The 14,227-nt window shown below is 60.9% G+C and carries 16 protein-coding genes and 1 tRNA gene; 9 read left to right on the top strand and 8 right to left on the bottom strand.

The genetic code is table 11. The features are described 5' to 3' along the window. Nucleotides 1-14: 14 nt before the first annotated feature. From LOY31_RS12575 to LOY31_RS12560, 4 genes are all read left to right on the top strand, one after another. On the top strand, nucleotides 15-593 hold the full coding sequence (locus tag LOY31_RS12575; protein ID WP_221535157.1) for a DUF1842 domain-containing protein: 579 nt from the start codon (nucleotides 15-17) through the stop codon (nucleotides 591-593). Between the two features lie 103 nt (nucleotides 594-696). Further along, nucleotides 697-2,160 carry a GDL motif peptide-associated radical SAM/SPASM maturase gene (locus tag LOY31_RS12570; RefSeq protein ID WP_221535156.1) on the top strand — a complete coding sequence of 488 codons (1,464 nt, stop codon included), beginning with the start codon at nucleotides 697-699 and terminating at the stop codon, nucleotides 2,158-2,160. 96 nt (nucleotides 2,161-2,256) lie between these two features. After that, a complete protein-coding gene (locus tag LOY31_RS12565; protein WP_258713399.1) occupies nucleotides 2,257-2,463 on the top strand; it encodes a hypothetical protein in 207 nt (68 codons plus the stop codon). A 229-nt stretch (nucleotides 2,464-2,692) separates the two neighbouring features. Continuing rightward, a tRNA-Gln gene (locus LOY31_RS12560) sits at nucleotides 2,693-2,767 on the top strand. A gap of 50 nt (nucleotides 2,768-2,817) precedes the next feature. Here LOY31_RS12560 and LOY31_RS12555 read toward each other — a convergent pair. The 3 genes from LOY31_RS12555 to LOY31_RS12545 all read right to left on the bottom strand — a co-directional run bounded on the left by LOY31_RS12555 (nucleotide 2,818) and on the right by LOY31_RS12545 (nucleotide 4,439). Beyond that, on the bottom strand, nucleotides 2,818-3,210 hold the full coding sequence (locus tag LOY31_RS12555) for a DUF1801 domain-containing protein (protein WP_258713596.1): 393 nt from the start codon (nucleotides 3,208-3,210) through the stop codon (nucleotides 2,818-2,820). A gap of 153 nt (nucleotides 3,211-3,363) precedes the next feature. Further along, complete coding sequence (locus LOY31_RS12550; protein WP_007955484.1) at nucleotides 3,364-3,705, bottom strand: hypothetical protein; 342 nt, start codon at nucleotides 3,703-3,705, stop codon at nucleotides 3,364-3,366. Between the two features lie 86 nt (nucleotides 3,706-3,791). Then, nucleotides 3,792-4,439: an ATPase gene (locus tag LOY31_RS12545; protein ID WP_258713398.1), complete on the bottom strand. Its 648-nt coding sequence runs from the start codon at nucleotides 4,437-4,439 to the stop codon at nucleotides 3,792-3,794. Between the two features lie 163 nt (nucleotides 4,440-4,602). Here LOY31_RS12545 and LOY31_RS12540 point away from each other — a divergent pair, with 163 nt between their 5' ends. The 4 genes from LOY31_RS12540 (at nucleotide 4,603) to LOY31_RS12525 (ending at nucleotide 6,883) form a co-directional block, all read left to right on the top strand. Continuing rightward, nucleotides 4,603-4,848: a hypothetical protein gene (locus LOY31_RS12540; RefSeq protein WP_085604716.1), complete on the top strand. Its 246-nt coding sequence runs from the start codon at nucleotides 4,603-4,605 to the stop codon at nucleotides 4,846-4,848. Between the two features lie 51 nt (nucleotides 4,849-4,899). Continuing rightward, nucleotides 4,900-5,931 carry an NAD(P)-dependent alcohol dehydrogenase gene (locus LOY31_RS12535; protein WP_039773073.1) on the top strand — a complete coding sequence of 344 codons (1,032 nt, stop codon included), beginning with the start codon at nucleotides 4,900-4,902 and terminating at the stop codon, nucleotides 5,929-5,931. 146 nt (nucleotides 5,932-6,077) lie between these two features. Continuing rightward, the gene (locus tag LOY31_RS12530) at nucleotides 6,078-6,239 is read left to right on the top strand and encodes a hypothetical protein (protein WP_007955494.1); all 162 of its coding nucleotides are present in this window, start codon (nucleotides 6,078-6,080) and stop codon (nucleotides 6,237-6,239) included. Nucleotides 6,240-6,292: 53 nt separating this feature from the next. Beyond that, nucleotides 6,293-6,883, top strand: a complete 591-nt coding sequence (locus tag LOY31_RS12525; RefSeq protein ID WP_165369529.1) for a helix-turn-helix domain-containing protein — start codon at nucleotides 6,293-6,295, stop codon at nucleotides 6,881-6,883. Between the two features lie 65 nt (nucleotides 6,884-6,948). Here the strand turns inward: LOY31_RS12525 and LOY31_RS12520 are convergent, their stop codons facing one another. Beyond that, entirely contained in the window at nucleotides 6,949-7,458 is a 510-nt protein-coding gene (locus tag LOY31_RS12520; protein ID WP_007955499.1) for a hypothetical protein, read from the bottom strand. 390 nt (nucleotides 7,459-7,848) lie between these two features. Between LOY31_RS12520 and LOY31_RS12515 the strand changes: the two genes are divergently transcribed. Further along, a complete protein-coding gene (locus LOY31_RS12515) occupies nucleotides 7,849-8,310 on the top strand; it encodes a DUF3574 domain-containing protein (protein ID WP_127797851.1) in 462 nt (153 codons plus the stop codon). Here LOY31_RS12515 and LOY31_RS12510 read toward each other — a convergent pair. The 4 genes from LOY31_RS12510 to LOY31_RS12495 all read right to left on the bottom strand — a co-directional run bounded on the left by LOY31_RS12510 (nucleotide 8,307) and on the right by LOY31_RS12495 (nucleotide 14,218). Next, a complete protein-coding gene (locus tag LOY31_RS12510; protein ID WP_258713397.1) occupies nucleotides 8,307-9,671 on the bottom strand; it encodes an APC family permease in 1,365 nt (454 codons plus the stop codon). The genes LOY31_RS12515 and LOY31_RS12510 overlap by 4 nt on opposite strands. 42 nt (nucleotides 9,672-9,713) lie before the next feature. Continuing rightward, nucleotides 9,714-12,101 carry a TonB-dependent siderophore receptor gene (locus LOY31_RS12505; RefSeq protein ID WP_258713396.1) on the bottom strand — a complete coding sequence of 796 codons (2,388 nt, stop codon included), beginning with the start codon at nucleotides 12,099-12,101 and terminating at the stop codon, nucleotides 9,714-9,716. A gap of 386 nt (nucleotides 12,102-12,487) precedes the next feature. Then, nucleotides 12,488-13,153 (bottom strand): sulfite oxidase-like oxidoreductase, encoded by a 666-nt coding sequence (locus LOY31_RS12500; protein WP_258713395.1) that lies wholly within the window; start codon nucleotides 13,151-13,153, stop codon nucleotides 12,488-12,490. A gap of 9 nt (nucleotides 13,154-13,162) precedes the next feature. Then, entirely contained in the window at nucleotides 13,163-14,218 is a 1,056-nt protein-coding gene (locus LOY31_RS12495) for a substrate-binding domain-containing protein (protein WP_258713394.1), read from the bottom strand. Nucleotides 14,219-14,227: the final 9 nt, after the last annotated feature.

Here is a 14,227-nt window from a genome sequence, read left to right as displayed (position 1 = left end):
AAGGGAGCAGCATCATGTCGATCGGACTTTTTCACACCCGCCTCATCGCCAGTAACTCACTGTTGGGCGCACCGGTTCTGACCCTCGATATCGTGGTCGATACCGTCCGCAAAAAAGTCAGCGGAACCGCGAGCGTGTTTCAAAGCACCTGGCCACCGGTGAATTTCCATGCCCGGGTCTGGGGCGACTATTCCGAGGCCAGGCTCACGCCATCGACCGAGACCTACCTCATTCTCACCCTCGACGGCAGCCCGAGCGGCCCGCTGAGCCAGATCGCCCAGACCTTCCACCTCAAGGGCATTCTGAACGACTGGACCAGCGGTTTTGTCGATTACCGCTACAACGAAGGCGGCCAGTGGCAGGACGTGCGGCACGTCGCCGTGCATCAGGCGCCGAGCCTCGAGCCACTGCCGCCCGAGCATCATGTCCAGCCGCTGTATGCGGTGGCCATGCAAACGGCTCAGGCCAGCGGTGATCTGGCGCAGTTGAAAGTCGCCGTGCAGCAGGGCGAACAACAGCTGGCTCACGAGGACGCCTTGCGCGGTGCCCTTGCGCAGCTGAATGCGGAAATCGCGCGACTGGAAGCGCGCTAAGCGATACGGCCCGGGCGCGGTCATGGGTGACCGCGCCCGGTCTCCCAGCCAATCGAGGTCAGTCCACTCGTGCCGCGCACAGGCCCGTGCGCAAGGATCTCCCATGACAGACAACCGCCCTGCCCGCTACCTCAGCGACACCGATCTCAAACGCTACGTGCCGGTGCACGTGGTCTGGGAAATCACCCTCGCCTGCGACCTCAAGTGTCTGCATTGCGGTTCCCGCGCGGGGCATCGACGCCCCGATGAACTCAACACCCGCGAATGCCTCGACGTGATCGATTCCCTCGCCGCCCTCGGCACCCGCGAGATCACCCTGATTGGCGGCGAAGCCTATTTGCGCAAGGACTGGACGCAACTGATCCGCGCCATCCACGACCACGGCATGTACTGCGCGATCCAGACCGGCGGACGCAATCTGACGCCGGCGAAGATGCAGGCAGCGGTCGATGCCGGGCTCAACGGGGTCGGCATTTCCCTGGACGGACTCGCGCCGCTGCACGACAAGGTGCGCAACGTGCCCGGCTCGTTCGACAAGGCCGTCGACACCCTGCGCCGGGCCAAGGCGTCGGGGCTGGCGGTGAGCGTCAACACCCAGATCGGCGCGGCCACGTTGCCCGACTTGCCGGAGCTGATGGACACCATCATCGAACTCGGCGCCACCCATTGGCAGATCCAGATCACGGTGGCCATGGGCAACGCCGTCGATCATCCTGAGTTATTGCTCCAGCCTTATAAGCTGCTGGAAGTGATGCCGCTGCTCGCCCGGCTGTACCGCGAAGGGCTGGATCGCGGCCTGCTGATGAACGTCGGCAACAACATCGGTTACTACGGCCCTTACGAACATCTATGGCGCGGCTTCGGCGACGAGCGCGTGCACTGGAGCGGCTGCGCGGCCGGTCAGACCGTGCTCGCACTGGAAGCAGATGGCACGGTGAAAGGTTGCCCGTCACTGGCGACCGTCGGTTTCTCCGGCGGCAACGTGCGCAACATGAGCCTGCACGATATCTGGCACTACAGCGAAGGCATGCACTTCGGCCGCCTGCGCTCGGTCGATGACCTGTGGGGCTACTGCCGAAGCTGCTATTACAACGACGTCTGCCGGGGCGGCTGCACCTGGACGTCGCACTCGCTGCTGGGCAAACCCGGTAACAATCCCTACTGCCACTACCGAACCCTGGAATTGCAAAAACAGGGTCTGCGCGAGCGCATCGTCAAAGTCGAAGACGCCGCCCAACGCTCGTTTGCCGTCGGACGTTTTGACCTGATCACCGAACGCATCGACACCGGCGAAAAAGTCAGCAGCGTCAGCGACAGCGGGCAAGTGATCAAACTGGCCTGGATCAATCAGGGCCAGTCCTCCCCCGAGGAAGGACGCCTGCCGACGCAACTGGCCCTGTGCCGCGACTGCCTGCAATACATCCAGCCGCACGAATCGATCTGCCCGCACTGCCACGCCGACGTCGCCGCCGCCGAGGCCCGGCACCTGACCGACCGGGCGCGGCAGCAGGCGATCATGAAGACGCTGACCGGTTTGCTGGCGGGAGTGCCGGGTTCGTTGAGCTGAGACGGTGACGGCTGCCGTTTGCCCGCTCGCCGCGAAAAATCTCGAACTCGCTCAGTGGCGCTGCATCCAACGATTAAGCCAACGGAGGTCAGCGCCATGAACAACGACAGTAAAGCTCCACCCACCGATACGTCCGGCAAACCGGTCAATGTGGTGAAACGCGATCTTGAAGACCCGGACGACGACACCCGCGGCGTGGATGAGGTCATCACGCCCTCGTCGACCCGCACCAAGGAACAGGACGCTGAAGCGTTGCAACGCAAGGTCGACGAAATCGAACGCAAGGTTGCAGACGGCAACTGATCGGTTGGTCGAGGCAGGTCTTTGCCAGGTTTTCGGGCTACAGCGGTCGCGCCGGCTTGCATGGCGTTCGCTGAAAAGCCCGAAAAACCTGACCGGCGATACCGTCCGGGAAATAAGTAGCTGTTTTCCCTGAAATTTATTGGCTTCAGGGGTTCACAGAACGCAAGAGCGCTGGTAAAGTGCCGCCCACTGTTGCAGAGGTCCTCCCGGGACTGAAACCAATAGCTACAGGGGCGTCGCCAAGCGGTAAGGCAGCAGGTTTTGATCCTGCCATGCGTTGGTTCGAATCCAGCCGCCCCTGCCATTTTTTCCTCGTTTCACCCTCCTCCGCTTCACCTTTGCCTCAACGGCAAATCATTTCTTTGTATTCAACGTAATCGCCGAACGCACCAGCGCTTTCAGTGCCTTTGCATCGATCTTGTCGTCTTCGTGAACATCAATCGCCCGCCGGGTATTGCCCTCCAGACTGGCGTTGAACAGTCCTGATGGATCCTCCAGCGCCGCGCCTTTGGCGAAGGTCATTTTCACCACGGCCTTATAGGTTTCCCCGGTGCAGATGATGCCGTTGTGTGACCAGACCGGAACGCCCCGCCACTTCCATTCCTCGACAACTTCCGGATCCGCCTCATGAATGATCGCGCGGATCTCGGCCAACTTCTGGCCGCGCCAGTCGTTCAGTTCCTTGATTCTCGCGTCGATCAGCACAGAGGGATTCTCGGTCGCCGCGCCGCTGCTTTCCTTCCTCATATCCTTGTTCTCCCGAAAACCTTTTCCGCTATCCAGCGTAGCGCCGACTGCGCCAAACGCCGGGCAAAAAAAGCCCCGCAAGGTGCGGGGCAAAAGAATTGGTTGGTTGCGGCCAACCAAAGGAGCATCGTCAAAAGCGTTAACCGTCAGGCGTTACAGGCACTCCTGGGCAGCCCGTTCAAAACTCGACGGCATGAAACTCGAAGCCAGCAAGTGGCGCTCATACAAAAACACCTTGCCGCCGTCCTGTGCCTTGTAGGCTTCCAGGACGTTGTCCGCCGCCACCTTGCTCGGCACCACGATCCGGTAGCTGCGCTGGGTCTGCGATACGGTCGGGTTAAGCGCGCTGCCCTGCAGTTTCGGCACCACGCATTCGGCGTACTGGGCAGGCGTCTTGTGCGTCTGCAGGGTCAGCGTCGGATCGTTCGGCGCAGAGGCGCAAGCGGTCAGCAACAAACTGGCAGAAGCCATGGCAGGGATAAAAAAGGCACGCATGGATAAAATCCTGAAAATAAAAGGTTCGGTTCTTCGGCAACGTTCAGTGTCACGGGCACTGCCGTTGCCGTTTTTGATTAGGCTGTTCAGCCTGCACTCACCAAGGCTTTGAGCGAGTCATCGAACTGCTTCAAGGCACTCAGTTGCAGGTTGCGCTGCTGTTCAATCCCGGCAGCGATTTCGGGCGCTGCCTTGTTGTGTACCCACACCGAAGGCAGTTGCTTCTCCACCGCGCCTTCGGCCTTGCCGATGTATTGCAGGTTGGCGTCGTAGAAGCGTGCAGCGAACCGCGCTTCGACCTGACTGTTGCGTTGGGTCAGCAGCCGGTTGTGGGTGTCGAGCATCACCACCACGTCCGGATGGGCCTGCACCAGCGCATCGAGGCTGTCGTAGACGGTCACCGAGAGAAACTGTTGTTGCAGCGAACTCATCAGCCAGTCGATGGCCAGTTCCGGATCGGAGCTGTCGACGAAGGCGTCACGGATTCGCGCATCGAGCGCATCCTTGGCACCGTTCACCGCTACATCGTGGTAACGCTCGAGGTATTGCAGGTTGTCCAGGGTGTTTTCGCTGTACAGCACACCGACGGTTTGCGAGTGCTGCAGCGCGGCGCTGCTGCCGGCGACGGGCAGAAAATGGCACGACCGGGCGTCGTCTGCGTAGGCTGGGGCTACGGAAGCGGCCACTCCGCCCATCAGCAGGGCGACTACAGCCAGTCGGGTCAAAGTCTTCATCGCGCAATTCCTTCAGCGGTGTGTTCGATGGAGGCGATTTTCCGCCCATCGGCGCCAAAGCAGAACTTGCGTTTCTTGATGGTCACTATTACTTGAACCAATAGTTGCGCGGCGTGCAGACTGCTGCACACTCAATCACAACGAAAACAGATGAGGATTACCCGTGCGAACCTTTGATCTGATCCGCGATGCCGTCCTGCCCGAATTCCGCGACCGGGTGGCCGAATACCTGGTCGAATACGAAACCGTGCTGGGCCAGTCAGCGGACAATTCGGAGTCGGTGCGGGCCGCGGCCAATCAGTTGCGCGGTTATCTGCGCGGCCTCAATACCACCCGAGTGCTGGGTATGGCGGACTGGGAAGAACTCGACCGGCGCGTGCTGAACACCTGGCTAGCGCCCGCTCGATGACACGCTAGACTCTTCAGGCTGCGCCCGCAGCGCCAGACCTGGAGGTGTCCCATGAGCAATAACACCGAACCTACGACATTCACCGGCTGGGCCGCCACTTCGGCCGGTGCGCCGCTGGAGCGCTTCAGTTACGACCCCGGCCCGCTGGGCGATGAGGAGGTCGAAGTCGCCGTGGAATATTGCGGCGTATGTCACTCCGACCAGTCGCTGATCGACAACGACTGGGGCATCAGCCAATACCCGTTCATTCCCGGCCATGAAGTGGTCGGCCGCATCGTGCGCACAGGCCCGCAGGTACGCGGCCTGGAAGTCGGCCAGCGTGTGGGGATCGGCTGGTACAAGGGCAGCTGCATGCATTGCTCGTCCTGCATCGGCGGTTCCCATCACCTTTGCGCTACGGCCAAACCGACGATCATCGGCAGCCATGGCGGATTCGCCGATCGCCTGCGCACCCATTGGGCGTGGGCGCTGAAACTCCCGGACAACCTCGACCCGGCCCTCGCCGGCCCGTTGTTCTGCGCCGGCTCCACGGTCTTCAATCCGCTGGTGGAATTCGACATCAAGCCGACCGATCGGGTCGGCGTGGTGGGCATCGGCGGCCTCGGTCACCTGGCGCTGCGGTTTCTCAATGCCTGGGGATGCGACGTCACTGCCTTCACCTCATCCCTGAGCAAACAGGACGAAGCCAAACGCCTCGGTGCCCACAAGGTCGTCGCCTCGACCGACAGCGAGGCGCTGAAAGCGATTGCCGGCACCCTCGACTTCCTGCTGATCACCGCCAACGCCAACCTCGACTGGACGGCCATGCTCGCCACCCTGCGCGGCAAGGGCCGGCTGCACTTCGTCGGCATCGTGCCCGACGCGATTCCGGTGCACGTGTTCAACCTGATCCCGCAACAGAAATCCCTGTCAGCCTCCCCAGTCGGCTCGCCTGCCACGGCGGCGACCATGCTGGAGTTCTGCGCGCGGCATCAGATCCTGCCGCAGGTGGAGGAATTTCCGATGAGCAAGGTTAATGAAGCAGTCGACCATCTGCGCAGCGGCAAGGCGCGGTACAGGATTGTGCTGAACGCCAGCAAATGAAGGATCGGCGCGCCGGTTGCCATCGGCGCGCCAATCATTTCATATAGAACTCAATTGAATTAATAAATAAACAATCATTATTTATCGTTATAAAAATCTCGGCGTACTCTCACCTCATCCCGTCATTGAACACAGTGAAGTGCGCCATGAAACCGACTGACAACCTGATCGACTTCGCCGTTTACCGCAAACGCCGCCACGCCCAGCAACAGGCCCGGCTGATGTGGGAAATGTATGCGCGCAATGCCGGTTATCAGGCTTACCAGTGGGTGCAGGCCGCTCGTTCCAGCGAGACGCGTCAAGCGTGAACGCGCGTGAACCCTCGCGCTTTCTGGCGAGCGCCGATGAACCTGTGCTGGATCTGAACAACCTCGAATCCCTGGAAGAAGACCCGATCTGTGAACGTGTCGCGCAGAACCTGCAACGCCTGCGCGGCAAGCGGCACCTGTCGCTCGATGCACTCGCCCGCCAGTGTGGCGTGAGTCGGGCGATGCTGGCGCAGATCGAGTCCGGGCGCAGCGTGCCGTCGATCAAGGTGCTGTGCAAAATCGCCAAGGGTTTGAAGGTGTCGGTGGCAGCGTTTCTGGAGCACCGCGCGTTTGAAGGCGTGGCCGTGTTGTCGGCGAGCCAGAGCAAGCGGCTGGTCAGCGCCAGCGGTGCCTTTGTCAGCCGTGCGCTGTTTCCTTTTGATGTGGCGCGCCAGTCGGAATTCTACGAACTGCGCCTGAGCCCGCTGGGCGAAGATCAATCCGAGGGCCACGGCCCGGGCGTGCAGGAAAACCTGGTGGTGGCCCAGGGCGTGCTGGAGATCAGCGTCAACGACGAGCGCTATCTGCTGTCGACAGGCGACTCGATCCTGTTTTACGCCGACCAGCCCCATCGTTATCGCAACCCTGCCGACAGTGAAGCGGTGGCGTATCTGGTGGTGACCTACCCCGAACGCCTGGACTGACAGACAGACAACAAAAAGCCCGACCGGGAATTTCCCGGTCGGGCTTTTTCATGCGCTGGCGCAAATCAGCAGGTGCAGCACATCATCGGCATGCCGTTGCAGCTCATCATCATCGGCATGCTGCAGTCGTTCATCATTTTCATCATCAGGGCGCAGCAGTTTTTCATCATGTCCATGTTCATGCCCGGCATCGGCATGATTTTGCACATCATGCAGTCGGCCATCATGGTGCATTCCATCACGCACTTCATCGATGGCATCGGCATGCCCATCATCGGCATCGGCATCATCATGTTCATCATCGGCATGGCCATGGCCGCCGGGGACATGCACATCATGCTCATGTTGCCGCAATGCATCATCATCGGCATGCCGCAGTCCATCATCATCTGCATCATTTCAGCGCTGTTCTTGAACATGGCCATGTCCATGCCAGCGGCCGGCATCATCTTGCACATCATGCCGTCGTCCATCATGTCGCAGCTCATGGTCGCCATCATCATCGGCATGCCCGTCATCGGCATCATCGGCATGTTGGCGTTCATCGGCATTTGCATCTGCATGGCGTTCATCATGGTGTAGCTCCCTGAGGATTAAGAACTGGATGAGAAGTTGATGGAGCGGATTCTAAGGATTGAAAAATCCGCAACAAGCTGTCCATCGAGCAGCAAAAAGTGCTGTTCAAACGGTTCAAGTGCAGCGTTCCGTGCGACTTGAACCGTTGCAGCAGCAGAGTAGACGCCATGACAGATACGGCAAATGCGCGAGCAGGTTTTTAAATGTCATGGATATGCGATCCAACACCAAGCAAATAACTTAAAGAAATAATCGTTCTAACCGGCGCGCATTATTTTCACTGTATTTGCTTATTCCATTAGTTCAGCGACGATCCACTTTTTAATCTTTTATTGCTATTAACCGTCCCCTCTATAATTCGGGACAGTTCTTAACAATAAGGAAGTTCCATGCCGCAACGTTTACTACTGGCAGCACTGTTCCTGGCGGTCGCCGGGTGTGCCAGCCCTCCTCCGGTTTCCGTGCATACCAAAGATCCCGCCAGTTCGACCCTGCAAGGCGATGCCACGCGACCGGCGCAGGCGCAGTGGGTGCGCACCGAGTTGTATTTCTCGGTGGGGCCGCTGGAAGGCAAGGAAGGTGTGGTGAGCCCGGCGCGCTGGCGCGAGTTTCTCGATCAGGAAGTAACGACGCGGTTCCCGGACGGGTTCAGCGTGTTCGATGCCTATGGGCAGTGGAAGGACCACGACGCGAAAGTGCCCGAGCGACTGGCGACCAAGGTGATTGTGATCCTGCACGAAAGCAGCGCGAAACGTGAGAGTGACATTGAGGCGATTCGTTTGGCTTATAAGCGGATTACGGGGGATTTGTCGGTGTTGCGGTTGTCGCAGCCGGCGGTTGTGTCCTTCTAATCTACGCTCCGTTGCAGAGCCTGCCGAGGTGTCGACACCAGGCGGCTCAACCCGGCCAGCAACAACGCGCCAACCATCAAAACCCCGATCCCCAAAAACGCCCCCAACCCCACCACTGTCACGCTGGAATACAGCATGTACACGCATAGCCCAAAAAACAGCAGCGGCAAAACCGGATAAAACGGCACCCTGACCGGCCGGGGGATCTCGGGGAAACGCCGCCGCAGAATAATCAACGCCAGACTGCTCAGACTCAGAAACAACCAATACACCGGCGTCAGATACTCAACCATGGTGTTGAAACCGCTCTGGGTAAAACTGCCAAATAACACCAGCAACAATGCTACCGCCCCCTCCGCCAACAACGCCTTGCGCGGGACGCCATCGCGCTCATCCCACTCACCGAAGCGGCGCAATTGCGCCACATCGCGGGCGGCGGCGTAGGTGGTGCGGGCGCCGACCAGCAAGGTTGAGTTGATAGTGGCGATGGCCGCGATGCCAACCATCAGCAGAATCAGCAGCACGCCCGGGGCACCGAAGGCGCGGTTCAATAACTCCACCGCCGGCGCGTTGCTCGCCGCCAGGCCTTCGAATCCCAGCCCTTGGACGAACGCCCAGTTCAACGCCAGATAGATCGCCATCAGCACCGTCAGCGCACCGAGCATGGCGATGAGGATCCCGCGTCGACCGTCGCGCACTTCAGCCGATAACGTCGCCGCATCGCTCCAGCCGCCGAAGGCCAGAAACACAAAGATCATCGCCGCAGAAAACCCTGCCGCGCCGGTGTGTTCGGGCACCACCGGATCACTGGGCAGCGTCGGTTCGATCCCTTGCCACGCCAGCCAGACTCCGGCGCTGGCAATGCTCAGGAACCCGAGAGCAAGCAGCCCGACCAGCACCGTCTGAGTCATGAAACCAGTGTGCTTGCCCGTCAGATTCAACAGCACCAACGCAGCAATGATCGCACCGGCAAACACCCCGGATCCGTAATGCCCCAGCGGCACAACCGCATTGAAGTAGTCGGCAAACATGAACGCCGACAACGCGATCCACCCGGTGTGCATCACCGAGAACCGCGACCAGGCAAACAGGAAACCCATACGCTCGCCGTAAGCGGTGCGCAGGAAATGATAGTCACCGCCCGGATGCGGGAACGCGGTGGCCATCTCGGCAAAGCACAAGGCCCCGGCCATCGACGCCAGTCCGCCGAGCACCCAGACCCAATAGAAATGTTCCGGCCCGACGTTCAAGGCTACGGTCGGCGCGGTTTTGAGAATATCGGTGGTGATGACCATGCCCAGCGTGATCAGCAATGCCTGGAACACCGGCAGGTGCCGCTTGGGGCCATTGGTTTGAGTCATGAAGGTTCCCGCTGATGATCCGCCATCCATGGCGGAAAAGACTCAGAAGCCGTAAGTGGCGGTGGCGTAGTAATAAGCGCCGTTGGTGCCGATCGGCGACAGCACGTCGTACGGCAGGTTACCGCCGTAGTTGATGGCCGAGCCGGAGCGTTCCGGGTAGTTGTCGGTCAGGTTGTTGCCGCCCAGGGCGATACTGAATTTCGGGGTGAATTTGTAGGTCACCTCGGCGTCCAGCTGCCACACCGCGCCATAGGTTTGCTCCGGCTGCGAGTCGCCGAAATCGAACACCCGAGTGGTCTCGCCCTGACGGGTCAGACGCCCGAGCAGGCCCCAGTGTTCGCTGGTCCAGTTGGCGGAAAACACGAAGCGATCCTTGGGCGCAGCATCGGTCAGGGTGTTGCGTTCCTCGACGCCGACCAGCGCGTCATTGCCGATGCCCAGCGCTGTCAGTTGCGACGGCGTGCCCTTGGTGCTGGTGACCTTGGTGTGGTTGTAGGTGTACGCGGTGGTCAGTCCCAGTTGCCCGTCGTAGAACGGCTGATGGTAGTTGAGCACCAGTTCGGCGCCGTCGGTGCTGGTGTCGGCGGCGTTGGTGAAGAAGTTGACGTCGTGGACGCCCGGCACGCCGAAGTTGTCGTTGATGTAGCTTTCCAGCGCGTCGCTGCCGATTCGCTGGGACAGGGTGATGCGGTCTTTGACGTCAATGCGGAACACGTCGAGCGACGCATCGAAGCGCTCGTTCAACTGGAACGTCAGGCCGAGGCTGAAGTTCTTCGAGGTTTCCGGATCGAGTTTTTCTGCGCCCAGGGCACGGGCAATCGGATCGTTGACTGACAGCACGCGGATATCGGTGAGCGTGCCGCCGTCGCCGAAGTTGCTGGTGGTGTTCTGGAAGCCACTCTGGGCCAGCGACGGCGCGCGGAAGTTGTTCGACACCGCACCGCGCAACGCCCATTGATCGGTCAGCTTGTAGCGACCGCTGAGCTTGCCGGTGAGTTTGCTGCCGGCGTCATCGTAATGTTCCCAGCGCGTGGCGGCATCGACGAAGAAGCGATCGGTGAGATCACCGGACAATTCGGCGTAGGTGCCGAACACGTTGCGATCCAGATCCGACTCTTCACTCGGGCGCAGGCCGTTGGCGCCATCGGCCCCGGAGCCGATGTAAGAGGCTTCGTCCCCGGCAAATGTCAGGTAGTTTTCGTAGCGATATTCACCGCCCACCGCCAGCACGAACGAGCGGCCGCCAAGGCGCAATTCGCGGCTGAAATCCAGGTTGGTGGTGGTCTGGCGCAACTCGTAGTCGCCAGTGTCGAAGCGGGTCGGCGAGTCTGCGCCGAGGCTGACGTTGAGGGTGCGACGGGTTGCCGATTCGAAGCGGTTGCGACCGTGGGTGACGCTGCTGTCGAAATCCCAGTCGTCGCCGATCAGACCTTTGTAACCGGCGGTGGCGGAGATGTCGGTGTTGTCGCCCAGCGATTGCGGCAGATAGCCGTTGGGGTAGAACTGCGGCTGCTCGGACGGGTAGCGGTAGAACTCGGCGCCGGTGGTGTGGCGTTCGTTGTAGGTGCCGAAGCTGTAGGCCTTGCCGCCGGCCAACGGCAATTCGCCGTTGAACCAGGCGTTGACGTCCCGCGCCACGCCGTCGCCCATCACGTAGTTGCGCTGGCCCGGGGTGTCGGCGAAACCGTCGTAGCCGGCGCGGTTGGTCGGGTTGCGATCCTTGTACTCGGTACCGCCGCGAATGAAGCCGCCCTCCTCGCCCAGCCGCGTGCCGATCTTGGCGGTGGTCACGCTGTTCTGGCCGTCGGTGGTGGTTTTGCCGATGGCATCCTGATGGGTGTGGTAGGCGCCGTAGCTGGTGGACACTTCGCCGCCTTCGGGGGCGTCGTCGAGGATGATGTTGATCACCCCGGCAATTGCGTCGGAGCCGTACTGCGCGCCGGCGCCGTCACGCAGTACTTCGATGCGTTTGATCGCGCTGATCGGGATCGAGTTGAAGTCCACCGGCGCCGTGCCGCGACCGATTTTCGACGAGTCGTTGACCACCGCCGAGGTGTGCCGGCGCTTGCCGTTGACCAGCACCAGCACCTGATCCGGGCTCATGCCGCGAAGCTGCGCGGCGCGCACATGGTCGGCGCCGCCGGAGTTGGACTGGCGCGGAAAACTGAACGACGGCAACAGCGTCTGCAACGCCTGGCCCAGCTCGCCGCCACTGGCGCCGGCGGTCTTCAGGTCCTCGGCGGTCAGCACATCCACTGGCACCGGCGAATCCAGCACCGTACGAGCGGTGCCCCGGGTGCCGGTGACTAGCACGGTACCCAGCCGTGTATCATCGTCGACGCGCGCGGAAGTCTCTTCGGCATGCGCAGGAAGTTGCCAGATTGCACTGACAACAGCGATGGCGAGTAATGAACGCGAACGGTGAATCATGCGACAGCTCCTTGAATCGCAGTTAATAACCGGCCGCTGCCGAATCATGAAGTGTCGGCAATCGGTGTACGGCAATTTCTGCTGTAGTTTTGATATTCAGAAAGGCAGCCAAGTGTGTTGGACAACTATCGGCTGTTAGAGCGCAAGAACCCCAAAGTTAGTAGACCCCCTGATTACCGATGCTAGACGAGCGCTCGCCTGCCGCAAAAGAACCAATAACGCTTAGGTTATGCCCGACGAATGGAGTGTTTCCTGAGCAACACTTGTGTTTGCGCAACAACATGAACACCCAACTAACCAACAACTAATCACGCACAAAAACGCACTCCACGTTGTTGTAGAGAGCGTTATTAATCTGTGTTTTTTCGGCGCGAAGTTAGATGCTGTCAGTCGAAGTCCTTTTCCCGCCAGGCATCTTCGGCAATGTCCAGCGCATCGCCGCTGAAGCGCTGTTCAATGAACGGATCGGCGTGCAAGTGAAAGCCGTTGCGCTCCCAGAAACCCGGTTGTTCCTGATCGGTGAATTCGAGCCCGCGCAGCCATTTCGCGCTCTTCCAGAAGTATCGCCCCGCCACCACCAGCCGCAGCGGCCAACCATGCTGCGCGGTCAGCGGCTGACCGTCGTAATGGGTGGCCAGCAGGCTGTCCGGGTGCAGCAGGTCATCGAGACGCAGGTTGGTCTGGTAATCGTGATCGGCGTGGGCCATGACGAAGGACGACGTCGGCCGGATGTCCAGGGCCTGCAACAGGTCTTGCAGGTGCACCCCGCTCCAGCGGGTGTCGAACTTCGACCAGCGTGTCACGCAATGAATGTCGCATTGCAACGAGCGTTGCGGCAGCGCTTGCAGATCGGCGTACCTCAGTTCGACCGGGTTGGCCAAGGTGCCGAACAGGCGCAGCGACCACGTCGCCAGGTCATACGCCGGCACCTCGCCTTCGTGCAGGATCGGGAAACGCTCCGTCAGCACCTGCCCCGGCGGCAGCCGTTCGCCCAGCGCCACATCGGCTTTCGGCGAACGGCTCTTGCGCAGGCGCGCAGCCTTGTCGTGCATGTCGGTTCCTCAGTTCGCCACGGGAATCCACGGTGCCCGCGCGACATTGGCGGTGTCACCGAAGGCCGGCAGTTTCTGCCCCAGGTCCCGTACGTTTTTCACGTCCAGATCCAGCAGTTGCTGACGGGTGATCAGGGTCGGTGGCACCAGCACCTTATGCCCCGGATTTTCCCCGGCGATCAGCATCGCCAGGCTGCGCACGCTGATCGCGCCGGCCACTTGCGGATTGACCGCAGCGGTGGCGGCCCAGGCGCTGTCCGGCTCTTTCATGATCTGGATGTCGGCGGTGGAAATATCGGCGCTGTAGATCTTCAATTTGCGGCTCAGACCCGCCTCATCGACGGCGATCTTCGCGCCTTTTGCGAACTCGTCGAACGGCGCAAAAATCACGCTGATCCCCGGATTGGCCCGCAACACGGCGCTGGCCTGATCCGCCACCGAGTTGGCAATCGGCGGATTGAGCGTGCCGAAGCGCGCCTTTTCGATGATCCCCGGATTGCTCGCCTTGACCTGGCTCCAGATCTCGTCGCGGCGCTCCATCGGCGTAAAGCCGCTGATGTAAACGTACCCGGCGTCGAAGCGGGTGCCGTTGTCCTTCACCGCTTGATCGAGTGCCAGCCGCGCCAGCGCGTGGTGATCCTGCTCGACCTGGGTCACCTGTGGCGTGTTCAGATCGACGTCGAACGCGACGACCTTGATGCCTTTGGCGAGCGCCCGGTCGATCGGGCCTTTGAGGGTTTCCGCCAGACCCAACTGGACGATGATGCCGTCGACGCCGAGGTCGGCGGCCTGATCGATCATCTCGCCCTGGCTCGCCGCCTGTTGCCGCGCGTCGAACACCCGCAGGTTGGCGCCCAGCGCTTCGGTCTGTTTCTCGACACCGCGCAGATAGGCTTCAGGGAAATCCCCGGAAAACAGATAGCCCACCAGCGCGATTTGAACCTGACCTTTATCGAACGGCGCCGGTGCGCCGGGCAAGGCCTTGGCCTGGGCATTGAGGGCCAGCGCCGAGAGCAACGCCCCGGCGAGGCAATGACGTGCGAACTGCTTGATTGAACCGTGCATGGATCTTTC

The sequence above is a fragment of the Pseudomonas sp. B21-021 genome (genome assembly GCF_024749205.1).
Classification (GTDB): Bacteria; Pseudomonadota; Gammaproteobacteria; order Pseudomonadales; family Pseudomonadaceae; genus Aquipseudomonas; species Aquipseudomonas paraglycinae.
This window is presented reverse-complemented; position numbering and strand designations above follow the sequence as displayed.

Bases quoted from the DNA above. Each gene is read 5' to 3' on its own strand.
- LOY31_RS12575 (WP_221535157.1), top strand. From the start codon at position 15: ATGTCGATCGGACTTTTTCACACCCGCCTCATCGCCAGTAACTCACTG.
- LOY31_RS12570 (WP_221535156.1), top strand. From the start codon at position 697: ATGACAGACAACCGCCCTGCCCGCTACCTCAGCGACACCGATCTCAAA.
- LOY31_RS12565 (WP_258713399.1), top strand. From the start codon at position 2,257: ATGAACAACGACAGTAAAGCTCCACCCACCGATACGTCCGGCAAACCG.
- LOY31_RS12555 (WP_258713596.1), bottom strand. From the start codon at position 3,210: ATGAGGAAGGAAAGCAGCGGCGCGGCGACCGAGAATCCCTCTGTGCTG.
- LOY31_RS12550 (WP_007955484.1), bottom strand. From the start codon at position 3,705: ATGCGTGCCTTTTTTATCCCTGCCATGGCTTCTGCCAGTTTGTTGCTG.
- LOY31_RS12545 (WP_258713398.1), bottom strand. From the start codon at position 4,439: ATGAAGACTTTGACCCGACTGGCTGTAGTCGCCCTGCTGATGGGCGGA.
- LOY31_RS12535 (WP_039773073.1), top strand. From the start codon at position 4,900: ATGAGCAATAACACCGAACCTACGACATTCACCGGCTGGGCCGCCACT.
- LOY31_RS12530 (WP_007955494.1), top strand. From the start codon at position 6,078: ATGAAACCGACTGACAACCTGATCGACTTCGCCGTTTACCGCAAACGC.
- LOY31_RS12520 (WP_007955499.1), bottom strand. From the start codon at position 7,458: ATGATGAACGCCATGCAGATGCAAATGCCGATGAACGCCAACATGCCG.
- LOY31_RS12515 (WP_127797851.1), top strand. From the start codon at position 7,849: ATGCCGCAACGTTTACTACTGGCAGCACTGTTCCTGGCGGTCGCCGGG.
- LOY31_RS12510 (WP_258713397.1), bottom strand. From the start codon at position 9,671: ATGACTCAAACCAATGGCCCCAAGCGGCACCTGCCGGTGTTCCAGGCA.
- LOY31_RS12505 (WP_258713396.1), bottom strand. From the start codon at position 12,101: ATGATTCACCGTTCGCGTTCATTACTCGCCATCGCTGTTGTCAGTGCA.
- LOY31_RS12500 (WP_258713395.1), bottom strand. From the start codon at position 13,153: ATGCACGACAAGGCTGCGCGCCTGCGCAAGAGCCGTTCGCCGAAAGCC.
- LOY31_RS12495 (WP_258713394.1), bottom strand. From the start codon at position 14,218: ATGCACGGTTCAATCAAGCAGTTCGCACGTCATTGCCTCGCCGGGGCG.